This is a genomic window from Pseudomonas sp. OTU5201 (assembly GCF_038440135.1).
GTDB classification, from domain to species: Bacteria; Pseudomonadota; Gammaproteobacteria; order Pseudomonadales; family Pseudomonadaceae; genus Metapseudomonas; species Metapseudomonas resinovorans.
The window spans coordinates 21,248-38,076 of sequence record NZ_JASATC010000023.1 but is presented as its reverse complement, the minus strand read 5'-3'; the positions used below and the strand labels follow the sequence as shown (position 1 = coordinate 38,076).

17 protein-coding genes are annotated in these 16,829 nt (G+C 64.4%); 11 read left to right on the top strand and 6 right to left on the bottom strand.

Going from position 1 to position 16,829, the window contains the following annotated elements; all coding sequences use genetic code 11:
- Positions 1-2: 2 nt before the first annotated feature.
- From AAHM40_RS15585 to AAHM40_RS15575, 3 genes are all read left to right on the top strand, one after another.
- Positions 3-704: an ABC transporter ATP-binding protein gene (locus AAHM40_RS15585; RefSeq protein WP_342245456.1), complete on the top strand. Its 702-nt coding sequence runs from the start codon at positions 3-5 to the stop codon at positions 702-704.
- Positions 705-1,059: 355 nt separating this feature from the next.
- A complete protein-coding gene (locus AAHM40_RS15580; protein WP_342245455.1) occupies positions 1,060-1,665 on the top strand; it encodes a phage infection protein in 606 nt (201 codons plus the stop codon).
- Positions 1,666-1,832: 167 nt separating this feature from the next.
- Complete coding sequence (locus AAHM40_RS15575) at positions 1,833-3,446, top strand: FMN-binding glutamate synthase family protein (protein WP_342245454.1); 1,614 nt, start codon at positions 1,833-1,835, stop codon at positions 3,444-3,446.
- Between the two features lie 664 nt (positions 3,447-4,110).
- Here the strand turns inward: AAHM40_RS15575 and AAHM40_RS15570 are convergent.
- Both AAHM40_RS15570 and AAHM40_RS15565 read right to left on the bottom strand, forming a co-directional pair.
- Positions 4,111-4,893 carry an SDR family oxidoreductase gene (locus AAHM40_RS15570; protein WP_342245453.1) on the bottom strand — a complete coding sequence of 261 codons (783 nt, stop codon included), beginning with the start codon at positions 4,891-4,893 and terminating at the stop codon, positions 4,111-4,113.
- A 126-nt stretch (positions 4,894-5,019) separates the two neighbouring features.
- Positions 5,020-6,483, bottom strand: a complete 1,464-nt coding sequence (locus AAHM40_RS15565; RefSeq protein WP_342245452.1) for an aldehyde dehydrogenase family protein — start codon at positions 6,481-6,483, stop codon at positions 5,020-5,022.
- 159 nt (positions 6,484-6,642) lie between these two features.
- Between AAHM40_RS15565 and AAHM40_RS15560 the strand changes: the two genes are divergently transcribed.
- Positions 6,643-7,524: a LysR substrate-binding domain-containing protein gene (locus tag AAHM40_RS15560; RefSeq protein WP_342245451.1), complete on the top strand. Its 882-nt coding sequence runs from the start codon at positions 6,643-6,645 to the stop codon at positions 7,522-7,524.
- 118 nt (positions 7,525-7,642) lie between these two features.
- On the top strand, positions 7,643-7,924 hold the full coding sequence (locus AAHM40_RS15555; protein WP_028626677.1) for a peptidylprolyl isomerase: 282 nt from the start codon (positions 7,643-7,645) through the stop codon (positions 7,922-7,924).
- A gap of 70 nt (positions 7,925-7,994) precedes the next feature.
- On the opposite strand, the gene AAHM40_RS15550 is transcribed toward AAHM40_RS15555, so the two are convergent.
- Positions 7,995-8,366, bottom strand: a complete 372-nt coding sequence (locus AAHM40_RS15550) for a hypothetical protein (RefSeq protein ID WP_342245450.1) — start codon at positions 8,364-8,366, stop codon at positions 7,995-7,997.
- 282 nt (positions 8,367-8,648) lie between these two features.
- Here AAHM40_RS15550 and AAHM40_RS15545 point away from each other — a divergent pair, with 282 nt between their 5' ends.
- Both AAHM40_RS15545 and AAHM40_RS15540 read left to right on the top strand, forming a co-directional pair.
- Positions 8,649-8,864 (top strand): hypothetical protein, encoded by a 216-nt coding sequence (locus tag AAHM40_RS15545; protein WP_342245449.1) that lies wholly within the window; start codon positions 8,649-8,651, stop codon positions 8,862-8,864.
- A 10-nt stretch (positions 8,865-8,874) separates the two neighbouring features.
- Entirely contained in the window at positions 8,875-9,198 is a 324-nt protein-coding gene (locus AAHM40_RS15540; protein WP_342245448.1) for a hypothetical protein, read from the top strand.
- Between the two features lie 200 nt (positions 9,199-9,398).
- Here AAHM40_RS15540 and AAHM40_RS15535 read toward each other — a convergent pair whose 3' ends face one another.
- A complete protein-coding gene (locus AAHM40_RS15535; protein ID WP_342245447.1) occupies positions 9,399-9,827 on the bottom strand; it encodes a hypothetical protein in 429 nt (142 codons plus the stop codon).
- 579 nt (positions 9,828-10,406) lie between these two features.
- Between AAHM40_RS15535 and AAHM40_RS15530 the strand changes: the two genes are divergently transcribed.
- Positions 10,407-11,063 carry a hypothetical protein gene (locus AAHM40_RS15530; RefSeq protein ID WP_280282444.1) on the top strand — a complete coding sequence of 219 codons (657 nt, stop codon included), beginning with the start codon at positions 10,407-10,409 and terminating at the stop codon, positions 11,061-11,063.
- An 87-nt stretch (positions 11,064-11,150) separates the two neighbouring features.
- Here the strand turns inward: AAHM40_RS15530 and AAHM40_RS15525 are convergent, their stop codons facing one another.
- Positions 11,151-12,047, bottom strand: coding sequence for a DUF2950 domain-containing protein (locus AAHM40_RS15525; RefSeq protein WP_342245446.1), 897 nt, complete (start codon positions 12,045-12,047; stop codon positions 11,151-11,153).
- Between the two features lie 13 nt (positions 12,048-12,060).
- Positions 12,061-13,572, bottom strand: a complete 1,512-nt coding sequence (locus tag AAHM40_RS15520) for a DUF3300 domain-containing protein (RefSeq protein ID WP_342245445.1) — start codon at positions 13,570-13,572, stop codon at positions 12,061-12,063.
- A 219-nt stretch (positions 13,573-13,791) separates the two neighbouring features.
- Between AAHM40_RS15520 and AAHM40_RS15515 the strand changes: the two genes are divergently transcribed.
- Genes AAHM40_RS15515 through AAHM40_RS15505 form a run of 3 tightly spaced genes read left to right on the top strand, consistent with a single transcriptional unit; the run spans position 13,792 to position 16,728 of the window.
- On the top strand, positions 13,792-15,534 hold the full coding sequence (locus AAHM40_RS15515) for a copper resistance system multicopper oxidase (RefSeq protein ID WP_342245444.1): 1,743 nt from the start codon (positions 13,792-13,794) through the stop codon (positions 15,532-15,534).
- An 11-nt stretch (positions 15,535-15,545) separates the two neighbouring features.
- Entirely contained in the window at positions 15,546-15,818 is a 273-nt protein-coding gene (locus AAHM40_RS15510; RefSeq protein WP_342245443.1) for a hypothetical protein, read from the top strand.
- Positions 15,808-16,728: a copper resistance protein B gene (locus tag AAHM40_RS15505; protein WP_342245442.1), complete on the top strand. Its 921-nt coding sequence runs from the start codon at positions 15,808-15,810 to the stop codon at positions 16,726-16,728. Before AAHM40_RS15510 ends, AAHM40_RS15505 begins: the two co-directional genes overlap by 11 nt.
- The last annotated feature ends 101 nt before the right edge of the window (positions 16,729-16,829 follow it).

The window sequence follows — 16,829 nt, the reverse complement described above, 5'->3', positions numbered from 1 at the left end:
CCATGCTTACTTTCGACAAGGTTTCCACGTTCTACGGCAAGATCCAGGCGCTGCACAACGTCAGCATGGATGTGAAGAAAGGCGAGATCGTCACCCTGATCGGCGCCAACGGCGCCGGCAAGTCGACCCTGCTGATGACCCTCTGCGGCTCGCCGCGTGCCGCCAGCGGCAGCATTCGCTATGAAGGCGAGGAACTCGTCGGCCAGGAGTCCTGCGACATCATGCGCAAGAGCATCGCCGTCGTGCCGGAAGGCCGCCGCGTGTTCGCCCGCCTGACCGTCGAAGAAAACCTGGCCATGGGTGGCTTCTTCACCGCCAAGGGCGACTTCCAGGAGCAAATGGACAAGGTGCTGCACCTGTTCCCGCGCCTGAAGGAACGCTTCGAACAGCGCGCCGGCACCATGTCCGGCGGCGAACAGCAGATGCTCGCCATCGGCCGCGCGCTGATGAGCAAGCCCAAGCTGCTGCTGCTCGACGAGCCTTCGCTGGGTCTGGCGCCGATCATCATCCAGCAGATCTTCGACATCATCGAACAGCTGCGTAAGGACGGCGTGACCATCTTCCTGGTGGAACAGAACGCCAACCAGGCGCTCAAGCTGGCCGACCGTGGCTATGTGCTGGAAAACGGCCACATCGTCATGCAGGGTAGCGGCGACGACCTGCTCAACGACCCCAAGGTCCGCGACGCCTACCTCGGCGGCTAACGCCAGACGCTGCAAAAGAAACGGCCCCTCGCGGGCCGTTTTCTTTTTTCGGCTCCCTGCGGTTGGGCGCTTTTCCGTAGGGTGGACCACGTTTTACCGGTCCACCATCGGAGACTGGTTCCACCACGCAGGGTGGGCATGAAAAACGATGTCCACCCTACAGGGTTGCTCCTGTCTGACGCCCTCATCAACGCGCCAAGCGGAAAGAAACAACACAAGCCATTGATATTGATGAATTTACCCAACCATCAACGACGTTGATGGTCTCTATCGCGCACGATCACTTTTTAATCAAACCCCCATCCGTAAGATTGGCCCCGTACCCAGTTTCCAGCCCCCTACGAGGAGCCAGACCATGAAAACCCAAGCCTTCGCCGCCCTGTTCATCGCCGCCCTGAGCAGCTCTGTTTTCGCTCTGCCATCCTCCTCCCAAGGCACCGACCCGGTTGCCGCTGAAGGCAGCTACATGGTCCTGGACCGCGTCGCCGAAGGCGGTTCCGACCGTACCGGCGCCAACCGCATCGCCGAAGGTGGCTCCGACCGTACCGGTGCCAACCGCATCGCCGAAGGTGGCTCCGACCGTACCGGTGCCAACCGCATCGCCGAAGGTGGCTCCGACCGTACCGGTGCCAACCGCATCGCCGAAGGTGGCTCCGACCGCACCGGCGCCAACCGCATCGCCGAAGGCGGTTCCGACCGTACCGGCGCCAACCGCATCGCCGAAGGTGGTTCCGACCGTACCGGTGCCAACCGCATCGCCGAAGGTGGTTCCGACCGTACCGGCGCCAACCGCATCGCCGAAGGCGGTTCCGACCGTACCGGCGCCAACCGCATCGCCGAAGGTGGTTCCGACCGTACCGGCGCCAACCGCATCGCCGAAGGTGGCTCCGACCGTACCGGTGCCAACCGCATCGCCGAAGGTGGTTCCGACCGTCTGCTGCAAACCCAGCGCGTCAGCTGACCCCAACTCGCTCTAACTCTCGAAACCCGGCTAATGCCGGGTTTTCGTTTTCTTACCGCATCGCGAACCGCATTCCTGTAGGCCAAGGCCCCATTCTTGAGCCGTCGCAAGACAATTCACGCGCATTCGCACTACGCTGTGCCGGTACCTGCACACAAGGAATCCGCATGAGCCTCTCGCTGCTGAGTCGTTACGCCTTCTTCGCTTTCTGCGTACTGTTCACACTGTTTAGCCTGCCCTTTACTGACCACGACTGGGTCTGGCCCTTCACGCTCCTCGCTGCCGGGCTCAGCGTGCTGGGCGTATTCGACCTGATGCAGTCGCGCCACGCGGTACGGCGCAACTACCCGATCCTCGGCAACATCCGCTACCTGGTCGAAGGCATTCGCCCGGAAATCCGCCAGTACCTGCTGGAAGCCGACGACGACCGCCTGCCCTTCTCCCGCGCCCAGCGTTCGCTGGTCTACGCACGGGCCAAGAACGAGGGCGGCGACAAACCCTTCGGCACCCTGATCGACGTCTACCGGGCCGGCTACGAATTCATCGGCCATTCCATGCGCCCGGCGCCGCTCAGCGACCCGTCCAGCTTTCGTGTGGTAGTCGGCGGGCCGCAGTGCACCCAGCCCTACTCGGCCTCGGTGTTCAACATCTCCGCCATGAGCTTTGGCTCCCTCAGTGCCAACGCCATCCGCGCCCTGAACCGTGGCGCCAAGCTCGGCAACTTCTATCACGACACCGGCGAAGGCAGCATCAGCCCCTACCACCGCGAGAATGGCGGTGACCTGGTCTGGGAACTGGGCAGCGGCTATTTCGGCTGCCGCACCAGCGACGGCCAGTTCGACCCGGAGCGCTTCGCCACCCAGGCGCGCAGCCCGCAGGTGCGGATGATCGAAATCAAGCTGTCCCAGGGCGCCAAGCCCGGTCACGGCGGCATCCTGCCCAAGCACAAGGTCACCGAGGAAATCTCCCTTACCCGCGGCGTGCCCATGGGCGAGGACTGCATCTCCCCGTCACGGCACAGCGCCTTCTCCACCCCCATCGAGATGATGCAGTTCATCGCCAAACTGCGTGAACTGTCCGGCGGCAAACCGGTGGGCTTCAAGTTCTGCCTGGGCCACCCCTGGGAGTTCATGGGCATTGCCAAGGCCATGCTGGAAACCGGCATCCTCCCCGACTTCATCGTCGTCGACGGCAAGGAAGGCGGTACCGGCGCGGCGCCCCTCGAATTCACCGACCACATCGGCGTGCCGCTACGCGAAGGGCTGCTGTTCGTGCATAACACCCTGGTCGGGCTGAACCTGCGGGACAAGATCAAGCTCGGTGCCAGCGGCAAGATCATCAGCGCCTTCGACGTCGCCAGCGTGCTGGCCATCGGCGCCGACTGGGCCAACTCGGCGCGTGGCTTCATGTTCGCCATTGGCTGTATTCAGAGCCAGTCGTGCCACACCAACAAATGCCCCACCGGCGTTGCCACCCAGGACAAGCTTCGCCAGCGCGCCCTGGTGGTGCCGGACAAGGCGCAGCGGGTGCAGATGTTCCACCGCAATACCTTGAAGGCCCTGGCGGAAATGCTCGCCGCAGCCGGCCTCGAGCACCCCAACCAACTGGAGCCCCGTCACCTGGTGCGGCGCGTTTCAGACAAGGAGATTCGCCTGTTCTCGCAGATCCACGTCTTCCTCAAGCCCGGAGACCTGCTCAACGACACGATCGAAGCGGATTTCTACGAACGCATGTGGGCGATGGCGCGGGCCGACAGCTTCGAACCGTCGTGCGCGTGGTGAGAAAGCGGGCCCGCTGCGCGGCCCTTGGCGAATGAATTGGCTATGTCTGCGTTAGCTGTTGCGACGTTGAACGAAGTGCTCTAGCGCAGGCCGTCCAGGCTTCCGCGCCAGCCTGACACAGCCCTCACCCCCGGCCCCTCTCCCTGAAGAGGAGAGGGGTGACTCGCGCCGGCGAGGCACACACCATCCTGAAGCCCACACGGGCCTGACACCGGGCAGACAAGGTGGGGCAGCGACTACGCCCCTTCAGGAGGCCGAGCGGAATCGTTGTGCAGAGGGACGAGCGGCATGGATGCCGCGAGAGGCGTGTGGGGCCATGGACGGCCCCTCGCACCGTGCCCCCGGACGCTGCTTGCAGCGAACGCACTTCAGTGCGGCCCGAAGGGCGAGCGAAGCGAGTAACAACGATGGAGCGAGGGAACCCCGGCGAAGCCGGGGCCGGATGCAGGGGCAAGCCCTTTGGTTCCTTTCTGGCGTTTGAGAAAGGGACTCGCCTGGGAAGGCGAAACCAGAAGCATCCGCAGAATTCGGCAAGCAGCCTGGCTCAGGACGTTCTAGCAACACTTAATGCAGACATAGCCAATGAACTCGCCCCTACAGGAAAAGCGAATGCCGCTCTTGTAGGGGCGAATTCATTCGCCAAGCAGGCCAAAGGCCTGCCCCATCAACCTTTCAACACGCCACCATCCACCGGGATCAGCGTCCCGGTCACATAGCTGGCCAAGGGGCTGGCCAGGAAGGTCGCCACCGCGCCGAACTCTTCCGCAGCCCCGTAGCGCCCCACGGGAATCGCCGCCTGCTCCCTGGCCATCAGGCTCTGCACCGATGTGCCGCTGCGTTCGGCAGCGCGGAGCAGCAAGGTTTCCGTGCGCTCGGTCCAGAAGGAGCCGGGCATCAGGGTATTCACCGTCACCCCATCAGCAGCCACTTCGGCCGAGAGTGTCTTGGCCCAATTGGCCAGGGCAGCACGCAAGGCGCTGGACAGCACCAATCCCGGGATGGGCTCCACCACGCTGGTGGACGAAATCATCAGGATGCGGCCAAAGCGGCGTTGGCGCATACCGGGCAGGAAGGCGTTGGTCAGCGCCATGGTGCCGAGCAGCATGGCGTCCAGTTGCTGATGCCAGAGCTTCGGGTCGAAATCCACCGCATTGACCGGCGGCGGCCCGCCGTTGTTGGCCACGAGAATGTCCGGCGCACCAATGGCCGCCACCACCTGCTCGATGGCCATGTCCACGGCGCCCAGGTCATTCAGGTCCACCGCGACCGCTTGTGCCTCGCCGCCCTCCTTGCGGATGCGTTCCACCGCCAACTCCAGTTTCGACAGGTTGCGCGCCAGCAGGCAGACACGCGCCCCCTCCCTGGCCAGGGCCTCGGCCACGCCGAAACCCAACCCGGAACTGCCGCCGCATACGAGGGCACTGCGGTTTTCCAGTTGAAGATCCATGATCAGCACTCCCTATCCAGATTCACCCGCCAGTGTGCGCCTTCACCGGTCAGGTACAAGCAAAGCTCTGCAGGGGCGACTTGATTCGCGACCGAAGTCGCACCCACAGAGGCCGCTCGGCGGGTGTCAGACCGCCCGTACGACGTGCTTCAGCTCCTGGAACGAAGCCAGGCCCCACGGGCCGAGCTCACGGCCGATGCTGCTCTGCTTGTAACCACCCCAGGCGGTCTGCGGGAAGATCACCTGCGGCGAGTTGATCCACACCATGCCGGCCTGCAGGGCGTTGGCAACGCGCTCGGCGGCATCAAGGTTGCGGCTCACCACGCTGGCCACCAGACCGAATTCACTGTCGTTGGCCAGTTCGATCGCCTCGTCCTCGGTAGCGAAGCTTCGCACGCAGAGCACCGGGCCGAAGATCTCTTCGTTCCACAGAGCGCTGTCCTTCGGCACATCGGTGAACACAGTCGGCTTGAGGAAGAACCCGCGCGTAAGCGCAGCCGGACGCTCGCCGCCGCACACCAGGCGGGCGCCAGAGGCAATGCCGCGCTCGATATGGCCACGCACGCGCTGGTACTGCGCCTGGTTCACCAGCGCGCCCATTTCCACGCCTTCACTGAAGGGGTCACCGACCTTGGTGGACTCGGCACGGGCCTGCACGCGAGCCAGGAATTCTGCCATCAGGGGTTCGGCTACCAGCACGCGGCTGGTCGCCGAGCACATCTGCCCGGCATTGAAGAACGCACCACCGCAGGCCAGCTCGACGGCCAGGTCCAGGTCCGCCTCTTCCAGCACCAGCAAGGACGACTTGCCGCCCAGTTCCAGGCTGATGCCCTTCACGGTTTCCGCCGCGCGCTGCATCACCTGCACGCCCACCGCGTTGCTGCCGGTGAAGGACACCTTGGCCACCTTCGGGTGGGACGACAACGGCGCACCCACGGCCAGGCCGGTGCCGCACACAACGTTGAGCACGCCAGCCGGCAGGCCGGCCTCCGCGATGATGCGAACCAGTTCCAGCTCCGCCAACGGCGTTACCTCGGAGGGTTTCAGCACCACGGCGCAACCAGCAGCCAGGGCCGGGGCGAGTTTCCAGGCGGTGGTCACCATAGGGAAGTTCCACGGCACGATCAGGCCCACAACGCCGACGGGCTCACGGCGCAGGCGCGCGGTGAAGTCTTCGCTGGGCAGCTCCACCGGGCGGTCCTGCTGGGCGTCAAGCCCTTCGGCCATGCCGGCGTAGTACTCGAACGTGCCGATTACGTCGTCCACGTCGATACCCGCTTCGAACAGCGGCTTGCCGTTGTTGAGCGACTGCAATTGGATCAGCGTTTCACGACGCTGGCGCACACCTTCGGCGATACGACGCAGCGCGGCGCCGCGCTCGGCGCCGCTGCTGTGGGCCCAGGCCGGGAAGGCTTGGCTGGCGGCCTGCACGGCCTGCTCGACGCTGACGCCGTCACCAGTGCCAATGGTGGCCAGGCGCTCTTCGGTAGAGGGGTTCACGACATCCAGAACGGCGCCACCGGGCAGCCACTGGCCGTTGATGTATACGCCGGCCAGGGTCTCGGGAAAGGTCGGAAGGGTATTCGACATTGCATGGGCTCCATGAGCGAGGCTAAGGGTGGCCGCTCCCTGAACACAGAACCTAAACGGCTGGAGGGCCACAAGTGGCGCCAATTGAGCCGCCAGGAGGCGCGACTGACAAGGCAAAAATCGTCATACTAGCCATGTCTTAAAGTCATGGCTCGAATGATGAAACGCCTGCCTCCCCTGCCCGCTCTACAGACCTTCCTGATCACTGCCCAGTGCTGCAACTTCACTCGGGCCGCAGAAATGCTGCACATCACCCAAGGCGCAGTGAGCCGACAAATCGCCGGACTGGAGAGCCATCTGGGTTACCCGCTATTCCTGCGCCAGGCGCGGGGGCTAGCCCTGACAGAACAGGGGCGCGACCTCTACCCGCGCATCCAGCAAGTGTTCGCCCTGATCGATGAGGCCGTCGAAGAAGTGGGCGCCAGGCGTAAGGCCCTGCAACTCAAGGCACCCACGTGCGCCATGCGCTGGCTGCTGCCGCGCCTGATGAAGTGGCAGGCCGAGCGCCCCGATGTACCTGTGGAGCTGACCACGACCATCGCCTATGGCGTGGACTTTCGGCGCGACCAATTCGACGCGGCGATCATCTACGGTACTGCGCCCTCCGGGAACGTCACCGCCCACCACCTGTTCAATGAACAACTGACGCCGGTCTGTACCCGGCACTACCTGGAACGATCAGGGCCACTGACAACCCCAGCCGAACTGGAGCACCACGTGCTGCTGCACCCGGCGCGCGACAAGCACGACTGGGAAACCTGGCTGCGCACCGCCGGCCTCACCCCCGGCCCACTGAGCGGCGGGCACCACTTCGACACCATGGACCTGGCCCTGTCCGTCGCGGCCCAGGGCGCCGGCATTGCGCTGGGGGACTGGTCGTTGATCGGCGATGACCTGGCCAACGGCAACCTGGTGGCACCCTTCGACCTGAAGACGCCAACTGGCGGCGCCTACTTCATGGTCTACCCCGAGCGCACCGATCCCAGTCCGCAGCTGCGTGAACTGGTGAACTGGCTCATGGCCCAGGCCCGCGCGGCCTGAGCCCCTGCAAGGTCGCCAAGCGCCCCGCAGAAAGTGCGCCGCCGCCGACAAACCACCTTGAATCAACCGCCAATTCCGCTAGTCTCTGCCCCCTCAAACGAGCAAGGAGTACCCCACCATGGCACGCGCCACCGCCCGCCACATCCTGGTTTCCACCGAAGCCAAGTGCAACGAACTGAAAGCCGCCATTGAAGCCGGCGCCGACTTCGCCGAAGTCGCCAAGCAAAACTCCACCTGCCCCTCCAGCCGCGACGGCGGCAACCTCGGCTCCTTCGGCCGTGGCCAGATGGTCAAGGAATTCGACGCCGTCGTATTCAGCGCCCCGCTGAACGTGGTGCAAGGCCCGGTGAAAACCCAGTTCGGTTATCACCTGCTGGAAGTCACCAGCCGCCAGGACTGATCGACTCGCACGTTCCACAACGAGGCCCGCATGCGCGGGCCTTGTTGTATCCGGCCTTCCGCCATCCCCCTCAATACCCTCCAAAATCCGACCCAATGAATATCCCCAGCCTCGGGTCATAGTACTGAATGACGATTCGCGGGCTGCCGTGGCGCTGGTAGTAATAGGGCCGTTCGCCCAGGTAGTAGCCGCCATAGTAACGAGGGGCATAGATAACGCGCGGGCCGTGTCTGTAGTAGCCACGGTGACGGTGGAAGTGTTTGTGGTGTTTGTAGCCATTACCGTGGCGATAGCCGTTGTGGCGTCCACCGCCGTGTCCACCGCCGTTCCAGGCCAGCAGGGTGTCACCGGCGTTGCTGGAGGTGGGCCAGGGTTGCTGGGCAAGGAGATGCCCGCTGCCAGCGCAGGCCAGGAAGATGATCAACAGCTTGAGGATACGCATGGCGAGCCCTCCTGAAGGGTCCCCCCACAGTTCACCCCCGCACTCCCAGTATAGTTTTTGACCCGTTTCAACCCGGACAGGGCACTACCTTGCGTCGGCGGACCTGGCCCCGGCGACGTACGGTGAAGGCCGCTTCCTACAGCCTTTTCTGTACTCCAAACTCAGCCGCCTACAGGGAAACTTCCTATGAGCCTTTAGCCTTGAGCGCCTACAAGCGCTCTGGGCGGTGTAAGAGGCCGCGCATGAGCTGGCGATGCAGCTGGGTGGCGAGGAGTCGTCAGAGTGAGCCGCAGCGCAAGTTTCCCGGCGCTGTCGGATTTCAGCGAGCAGGTGCAGGAAGTGAGTGCTTCCTCGCCTCCCGGCGCCTTTCGACAGTTGGGCAACTATCAGCTGGTGCAGGCCAGCGCAGCGGTGGATAGCCTGCTCGACGCGCTGATGCCGGGGGAGCCGGGAGGAAGGCGAGCCATACCTGCGGCAGCTGCAACGTCTGTTGCTTGACGCGTACCAGATGTACGAGCTGTCGGTGCAGGTTGCGCAGGAAGACCGGGACTTGCTGGCAGCGTTGCGAAGGACCGTCGGGCAACGGGTGCCCGCAATCGAGCATTGCCGTGAGTTGCCGCTGATGGGCTGGCACTGGAAGCATCGGCTGGACGTGTTGGTCGGGATGGAGGCGGCGGAGTTGAGCCTGCCCGAGTGCGCATCCGCCTCGCCTTGGGCGGCGCTCGCCGAGGGGCGTCGGCAGCGGCGCGGCGGTTGGGCGCGGGAGGCGTTCGAATTGGGGTTTCTGATGCGGATGCATCAGCGGGCGATGGCCGCGGGAATAGCGCCATAGGATGTGGTGGGCGCCGGCACGAAGTCCGATTGGTAGGCCGTAGCCCGGATGGAATCCGGGGGCTGTGGCAGGTCTACCCTGGATTGCATCCAGGCTACTGGGTGGCACGGAGCGAAGCCCAACGACGAGGGTGATGGGCTTCGCTTTGCTCTACCGCATCCTACGAACTGATCGGGTGCCGGCACGAAGTCCGCGTGCACCTACAGCCTGGGCCAGGCCTGAAGGGTCCCGGTCAGGTACAGCCCGCCGAGCACCAGGCAGGCCACCGAACTGACGATCCAGAAGCGGGCACCGTTGTAGCCGGGTCTGAACCGGGCAATGGCCAGGCCCGCCATCCCGCGCACCAGCAGGACGGCGGTGATCGCGGACAATACGAAGCGGGCAGCCGGCAGGGCGGGGAGCACGCCGGCGCCGGCCAGTGCGTACAGTGCCCAGATCAGGAGCACGAGGGTGATCACACTGGTGATCAGCGCCGGCTGCCACCGGCCCTCGCGCGACCGGCGGACGATCCGTTCGCCGGCGCCCATGGCGTCGTACCAGGCTGAACCGAAAACGATGCAGCAGGCATGCAGAGCGGCGGCGAGCGTAGTGGCCGCAGCGGCCAGCAGTAACCAACCGTTGCCTTCCATAGGGAGCCTCCGGAATCGAAGCCTGATAGTGGCGGTGCACCGAGAAAGGAGCAATGCGGCGGAAGACCGCAGAATTGGTACGAACGGATGGGTATCCCGGATGTGCCCGCGAGTTGATGGTTGGGATCAAGATTGAGCGGCAAATCAGCCATAAAATGGCTGACTTGCCGCCCAGTGATAGTCGAAATTTCGGAGGTGTCCGGAGGGGTTCCGGGTGTATCGGAAACCACCGGTTTAGAGGCGATCCCTTACTTTTTGAAGGGCTGTTATAACCATCGCCGACACTGCCGCCGGTCGGGGTTTTGATCGTTTTTTGAACAAAAACGGGGTGTTGCGATTATTATGCACCGGCGATCAGGACGCGACTTGCCATCAACACCACTGATGGTGCGACTGACTTCTACATAAATCCGGAACGACTCCACAGTGCATGAGAGTTCATGTGCCGGGGATTTTTCGTCCCGAAAAAAGGCCAAGGGTAGGCCTTCGCTCGCAGTAAACGGCGAACGTGCAAATACATAATTCCAATGCCGCTGTTGCATCAGTACAGCCGCTCAAATTGTTAGAAAGAGGTAAACCATGGAGCTTTTTCATCTTGTTGCTTCCCTGTTCCAACAGCCGGCAACCATGGAGCTGACTCGCATGGGCGTGGTCTACGCCCACCTCATCGCTTGCTGCGTGGCTATCGGCATGGTGCTGACCAGCGATATCGCCATGATCAAGCAACTGTTCCAGGGCCGTGATTCGACCGCGGCCGACAAGGAACATCTGCATGCGCTGAAGCAGACCGTACTGCTTTCCCTGGCAGCACTCTGGGTGACCGGGATCGGTATCGTGGCGCTGGACTACTCGCAGAAGGGTGCGGTGTATTTCCTCAACCCCAAACTGCAGGCCAAGATCCTGGTCGTCGCGCTGCTGACCCTCAACGGCTGGGTACTGCACAGTGTGGTGATGCCCGCGATGGACAAGGCCGGCAGCCTGCTCAAGCTCGACATCAATGCCCGTAACCTCGCGCTGTTCTCGGGTGTCGTTTCCGGGGTGTCCTGGTTCTACGGCGCGATGCTGGGTATCGCCCGTCCGCTGAGCTGGAAATACTCCCTGAGCGACATCATGTTCGCCTACCCGGTGCTCATCTGCCTTGGCTTCGCCGCGATGACCCTGCTGGTCAAGTGGGCCGCCAACCGGACTACCGCCCAGGTTCCTGCTCGCATGAACCCCGCGCTCGCCTCCTGGTAAGCGTGGGCGGGCAAGGAAGCCCGACCTTATACAAGAGCCGCAGGGTGCCCATGTGCCCCTGCGGCTTTTTCTTTCCGCGCAAACGCCTTACGAGCCCGGCGCGTCCTGGGGCTGAACTTCATCCCAACTGCTGTCGGGGTCGAAGGTCTTCATGGCTTTGGCGATCTTCTCGCTGTCGCGGCCAAGGTCCTTCTGAAAGACCTGGCCCTCGTGGCTGATCATGAAGCTCATCACGCCGCTGTCGCCGTACTGGGCGGGCCAGGCGACCAGGGCGAAGCCCCGGCTCATGGCCTTGCCGAGCATGTAGCCGTAGGCGCCGCCGGGAGCCGAGGGGCCTTGGGCAGCGAGGATGCGGAAGTGGTAGCCGTGCCAGTCGTCGCCCTTGGTCTGGCCGCCGAACAGGGGGCCGAGGGGGCTTTCGTCGGTGCCGTCTTCATCGGCCCAGTACAGGCCGTCGTGCTGGCCGTCGGTGCTGATGAACTTCTGCGCGTACTCGAGCACGCCGTCGCCGTTGCGATCGACTTCGGCGTAGTCCATCTGCGCGTCGTGGTAAGCCTCGGCGGCCTGGATGGCGGCCAATTCATTGCGGCCAATGCGGCGCAGGCGAATCTCCTCGCCACCGGCCTTGGCGTCGAAGCTCCAGCCTTGCTTGCCCTGGACGATGGGGATGGGCAGCTTCCACGGGTCATTGCCAACGACTATGTGGGCACGGCCTTTGGTGGCGATGTCGATCTCGTGCTTTTCCTTGTAGTGGGCGATGAAGGCGTCGACGTCCTTGCGCTCGATGCCCTTGGTAGGGATGTAGTCCTGCCAGTCGGCGCCGAGCAACGCGGCCAGGCGATTGGCATCGGCCTTTTCGGTTCCGAGGGCAGCGACGAAGGCATCAGCTGCAGCCTCCGGGGTCTTGAAGCGTTCGATGGCATTGACGCTTATGGCGCAGGCGGCCAGCGACAGCAGGGCGAGGATGCGGGTTACGCGGTTCATGGGCTGTCTCCTTTCAGCGCCTACGGCCACCACCGCCACGAGACGGTGATTGGGCTGGACGTTGTACCTGCCGGCCGGCAGAAGCCTTTTGCGGGCGCGACGCTGAGGCCCGACTGACCTCACCCCGACTGGCAGCCGCACGCGTCTGGGACGGCTGACGAGCGCCAGCAAAGGCGTTGTTGCGCGGTGCCTGCTGGCGGGCGGCGGTGTGTTGCTGGCGGGCCTGTTGCCTCACTTGCTGGTTGCTCTGCGCACGCGGGCGCTGTTGCGGCCGGTTGGCGTCGGTGCGCTGGCGCTGCTGCACCGCACTTTCGGCGCGCTGGCGCGCCTGCGGGTCGTTGCGCAGATCGCGGGTTGCAGCCTGGGCGCGTTCGCGTGCCTGCTGGTTGCTGCCGGCGGGCGCCTGGATGCCCCGTTGCTGCAAGCTCTGGCTGGCGCGCTGGCGTTGCGCGGTGCGATTGGCGTCGTACCCACGCAGGGCCTCGCGCTGCTGACTGCCATTGAGGCGCAGGCCGTTCTGCTGACGGTTGATGTTGTCGCGGTAGGGCACACCCTGCCGGTTGACGGGGTTGTGGACGAACTTGTTCTGGTTGGCGTTGATCTGCCGGTTGGTGTTGATGTTGTTGTAGCGATTGACGTCGATATCGACGTCGCCGCCGCCCCAGTCGCAGTCGCCCCAGAGGGAGTTGACGATGCCCACGCCGACGCCAAAGGCCAGGCCCGTCGCCAATGCGGTGGCAACCGGATAGCCATAGCTGGGTGGCGGCGGGTAGTAGGGCGGCGGGTAGGACGGATAGGACCAACTGCCATAAACCACGGTGGGGTTGTAGCTGGGAACGTAGACCACCTGCGGGTCGGCGGGCTCGATGACGATGGTCTGGGTGCTGGCGGCCGGCTGCACCACGGTGGTGGTGGAACTGGGCGCGGGCGCAGCTTGCTGGACACTGACCGTCTGCTGTTCATTGGATTCCAGGTTGCCGGCGGCCTGGGCCTGGCGCCGCAGGCGCTGGACGGAATCCATCACGTCATTGGGCTGGGCCAGGAAGGCATCTCCCACACGCTGCACCCAGGCCGGGTCCTGGCCGAGGGTGGCAAGCACCTGCGGAAAGGCCACCAGGGATTGCACGCTGGGGTCCCACGGCTGGTCGGCCACCTGCTTCACGGCCGCATCGCCCTGGGCGTCCGGGTGGGCCTTGGACCAGGCGACGGCGTCAGCCACGTTGCCCGGGTAGGTCGCGGCCATCAGCACCTGGGCCAGCAGGGAATCCGGATAGAGAGCGATGGGCGCCATCATCTGGTCGAGTTCTTCGGTCCTGAATACCGCCTGAGTGGCGGCGGGCTGGGTCGCTGGCGCGGCGTCAGTTGCCGGAGCAGCATCCGCGGCCGGCGCGGCGGAAACGCCAGCGGTAGGGGCGTCATCGCTTTCGGCGGCGGAGATGCCTGCATCCGTGGCGGCAATGGCCAGGTTGACGCCGGAGGCCAGCAAGGCCAGCAGCACGGCGCTGAATCGGGTGCGGATAGACATGGCGTTTCTCCCGCCAAAAGGAGTGGTTGTCCCTGAACCCGGCAAAGGGCTGAGCCTTACCGCTGCCGTGGAGAAACGATAGCCCAGAGGCCAGCACCGAGCCTGGCCAAACTGACAGAAATGTAATCACCCGCCGTTTTCCGATGTGGCAGTTTTGCACGTAAGCCGTGCAGCAGACCGTTGCGCGGCGCCCTTTCTGACTGACTGGATTGAAACGGCATGCAGTGCAAAACCTCGCGGCGGACCTTCGTCAAAGGCCTTGCCGCTGGCGGCATTCTCGGTGGCCTGGGGCTGTGGAAAGCGCCTGTCTGGGCGGTGACCAGCCCGGGGCAGCCTACGGTACTCAGCGGCACCGAGTTCGACCTGTTCATTGGCGAGACGCCGGTTAACCTCACCGGCAAGGCGAGAATCGCCAAGACCATCAACGGCACCCTCCCCGGCCCGCTGCTGCGCTGGCGCGAGGGCGACATCGTGACCCTGCGGGTGCGCAATCGCCTGGACGAAGACACCTCCATCCACTGGCACGGCATGATCCTGCCGGCCAACATGGACGGCGTGCCGGGCTTCAGCTTCGCTGGCATCGCGCCGGACGGCATGTATGAGTACCGCTTCCAGGTGAAGCAGCACGGCACCTACTGGTACCACAGCCACTCCGGTCTGCAGGAGCAGGTGGGCGTGTACGGCCCCATCGTCATCGACCCGAAGGAGCCGGAGCCTTACCAGTACCAGCGCGACTACGTGGTGATGCTGAGCGACTGGACTGACGAAGACCCGGCCCGCGTGATGGCCAAGCTGAAGAAGCAGTCGGACTACTACAACCAGAGCAAGCGCACCGTCGGGGACTTCATCAACGACGTCAGCGAGAAGGGCTGGTCCGCCACCCTGGCCGACCGCACGATGTGGGCAGACATGAAGATGAGCCCCACCGACCTCGCGGACGTCAGCGGCGCCACCTACACCTACCTGCTCAACGGCCAGGCGCCGGATGGTAACTGGACCGGGCTGTTCCGGCCGGGCGAAAAGATCCGCCTGCGCTTCATCAACGGCTCGGCCATGACCTACTTCGATGTGCGCATCCCCGGCCTGAAAATGACGGTGATCGCCGCCGACGGGCAGCCCGTTGAGCCGGTGAGCGTGGATGAGTTCCGTATTGCCGTGGCCGAGACCTATGACGTACTGGTGGAGCCCTCGAGCGACGAGGCCTATACGATCTTCGCCCAGTCCATGGACCGCTCTGGTTACGCCCGCGGCACCCTGGCGGTGCGCGAAGGGCTGAGCGCACCCGTACCAACCCCCGACCCACGCCCGCTGATCAGCATGGCCGATATGGGTATGGACCACGGTGCCATGGGACATGGATCGCAGGATGGGGACGACATGGCAGGAATGGACCATTCGGCCATGCAGGGCATGGACCACTCGCAGATGGGTGGCCAGATGCAGGCCCACCCGGTATCGGAAGCCAACAACCCGCTAGTGGACATGCAGACCATGACACCAGCGCCCAAGCTGGACGACCCCGGCATCGGCCTGCGCGACAACGGCCGCCGCGTGCTGACCTACGCCGACCTGCGCAGCACCTTCCCCGACCCTGACGGCCGTGAGCCGACTCGCACCATCGAGTTGCACCTCACCGGGCACATGGAGCGCTTCTCCTGGTCGTTCGACGGCATCCCCTTCGCCGACGCGGAGCCGCTGCTACTGACATACGGCGATCGCCTGCGCATCACCCTGGTCAACGACACCATGATGACCCACCCCATTCACCTCCACGGCCTGTGGAGCGACCTGGAGGACGAGCAAGGCAACTTCCAGGTGCGCAAGCACACCATCGACATGCCCCCCGGCACACGACGCAGCTATCGCGTCACGGCCGATGCACTGGGCCGCTGGGCGTACCACTGCCACCTGTTATTCCACATGGACATGGGCATGTTCCGTGAAGTCCGCGTAATCGAATGAAGGAGAAACCTATGAACAAATCGATGCAGCCCCTCACAGTCGCCACCCTGGTCCTTGCCCTGCTGGCGCCGGCCGCCTGGGCCGGTGAGAACGACCATGGCGACCACCAGAAACCCCATGTCGGCAACATGCAGAAGATGGATCACGGGCAGATGGATCACGGCCAGATGCAGGGCATGGACCACAACCAGATGCAGAACATGGATCACAGCAAGATGGGCCACGGCGCCATGCATCCGGCCCAGGACGCCAAACCCAAGGCGGACAGCAAAGATGATCGATAGCCTCAAGCGCCCTGCCCTGCTCGCCCTGGCCATGGCCCTTGGCTCGGCCGGCAGTGCACAGGCGGCCGAAACCATGGATCACGGCCAGATGCAGCATGGCCAGATGGACCACGGCGCCATGGATCACAGCCAGATGAATCATGGGCAGATGAATCACGGTTCCATGGAGCACCCGCAGAAACAGCCCGGCGGCCATGGCAGTCGCGCGCCCATCCCGGTGCCGACCGACGCCGACCGTGCCGCAGCCTTCCCGGACCTGCCGCCCCACGCCATGCATGCCGGCGGGATCAACAGCTACTTCCTGATGGACCAACTGGAGTACCAGGACGCCGACGATGCCAGCGTGCTGAGCTGGGACGCCTCGGCTTGGATCGGCAGCGATATCAATCGGCTGTGGCTGCGCTCGGAAGGCGAGCGCAGCAACGGCACTACCGAGGAAGCCGAGGTCCAGGCCCTCTACGGCCGCGCCGTGAGCCCCTGGTGGGAGCTGGTGGCCGGAGTGCGTCAGGACTTCAAGCCCGGCTCGCCGCAAACCTGGGCGGCATTCGGGGCACAGGGCATGCCCGTGTATGGCCTGGAAACGAAGGCCACCGCCTACCTCGGCGAAAGCAGCCAGAGCGCAATGCGCCTGGAGGCCGAGTACGACATCCTGCTGACCAACCGGCTGATCCTGCAGCCCCTGGCGGAGGTAAACCTCTACGGACGCAACGACCACGAGCGCGGCGTCGGCTCTGGCCTGGCCAATACCGAGCTGGGACTGCGTCTGCGCTACGAGATCGTTCCCCAGTTCGCCCCTTACGTGGGCGTGACCTGGAACCGCAACTACGGCAACACCGCCGACTTCGCACGCGAAGAAGGTGAAGACAATGACGAAGCCCGCCTCGTGGCGGGTGTTCGACTGTGGTTCTGAGCGGCCCTCACCCCCGACCCCTCTCCCACACGCGGTAGAGGGGTGACTCACATCAGAGATGCGTGAGGCAGCCCAGTAGGGTGGGCATTAGCCCACGCAGA

Coding starts and splice junctions, on each gene's coding strand:
- AAHM40_RS15510 (WP_342245443.1), top strand. CDS start 15,546: ATGAACAAATCGATGCAGCCCCTCACAGTCGCCACCCTGGTCCTTGCC.
- AAHM40_RS15540 (WP_342245448.1), top strand. CDS start 8,875: ATGTACGAGCTGTCGGTGCAGGTTGCGCAGGAAGACCGGGACTTGCTG.
- AAHM40_RS15530 (WP_280282444.1), top strand. CDS start 10,407: ATGGAGCTTTTTCATCTTGTTGCTTCCCTGTTCCAACAGCCGGCAACC.
- AAHM40_RS15520 (WP_342245445.1), bottom strand. CDS start 13,572: ATGTCTATCCGCACCCGATTCAGCGCCGTGCTGCTGGCCTTGCTGGCC.
- AAHM40_RS15535 (WP_342245447.1), bottom strand. CDS start 9,827: ATGGAAGGCAACGGTTGGTTACTGCTGGCCGCTGCGGCCACTACGCTC.
- AAHM40_RS15570 (WP_342245453.1), bottom strand. CDS start 4,893: ATGGATCTTCAACTGGAAAACCGCAGTGCCCTCGTATGCGGCGGCAGT.
- AAHM40_RS15585 (WP_342245456.1), top strand. CDS start 3: ATGCTTACTTTCGACAAGGTTTCCACGTTCTACGGCAAGATCCAGGCG.
- AAHM40_RS15555 (WP_028626677.1), top strand. CDS start 7,643: ATGGCACGCGCCACCGCCCGCCACATCCTGGTTTCCACCGAAGCCAAG.
- AAHM40_RS15565 (WP_342245452.1), bottom strand. CDS start 6,483: ATGTCGAATACCCTTCCGACCTTTCCCGAGACCCTGGCCGGCGTATAC.
- AAHM40_RS15515 (WP_342245444.1), top strand. CDS start 13,792: ATGCAGTGCAAAACCTCGCGGCGGACCTTCGTCAAAGGCCTTGCCGCT.
- AAHM40_RS15560 (WP_342245451.1), top strand. CDS start 6,643: ATGAAACGCCTGCCTCCCCTGCCCGCTCTACAGACCTTCCTGATCACT.
- AAHM40_RS15505 (WP_342245442.1), top strand. CDS start 15,808: ATGATCGATAGCCTCAAGCGCCCTGCCCTGCTCGCCCTGGCCATGGCC.
- AAHM40_RS15550 (WP_342245450.1), bottom strand. CDS start 8,366: ATGCGTATCCTCAAGCTGTTGATCATCTTCCTGGCCTGCGCTGGCAGC.
- AAHM40_RS15580 (WP_342245455.1), top strand. CDS start 1,060: ATGAAAACCCAAGCCTTCGCCGCCCTGTTCATCGCCGCCCTGAGCAGC.
- AAHM40_RS15575 (WP_342245454.1), top strand. CDS start 1,833: ATGAGCCTCTCGCTGCTGAGTCGTTACGCCTTCTTCGCTTTCTGCGTA.
- AAHM40_RS15525 (WP_342245446.1), bottom strand. CDS start 12,047: ATGAACCGCGTAACCCGCATCCTCGCCCTGCTGTCGCTGGCCGCCTGC.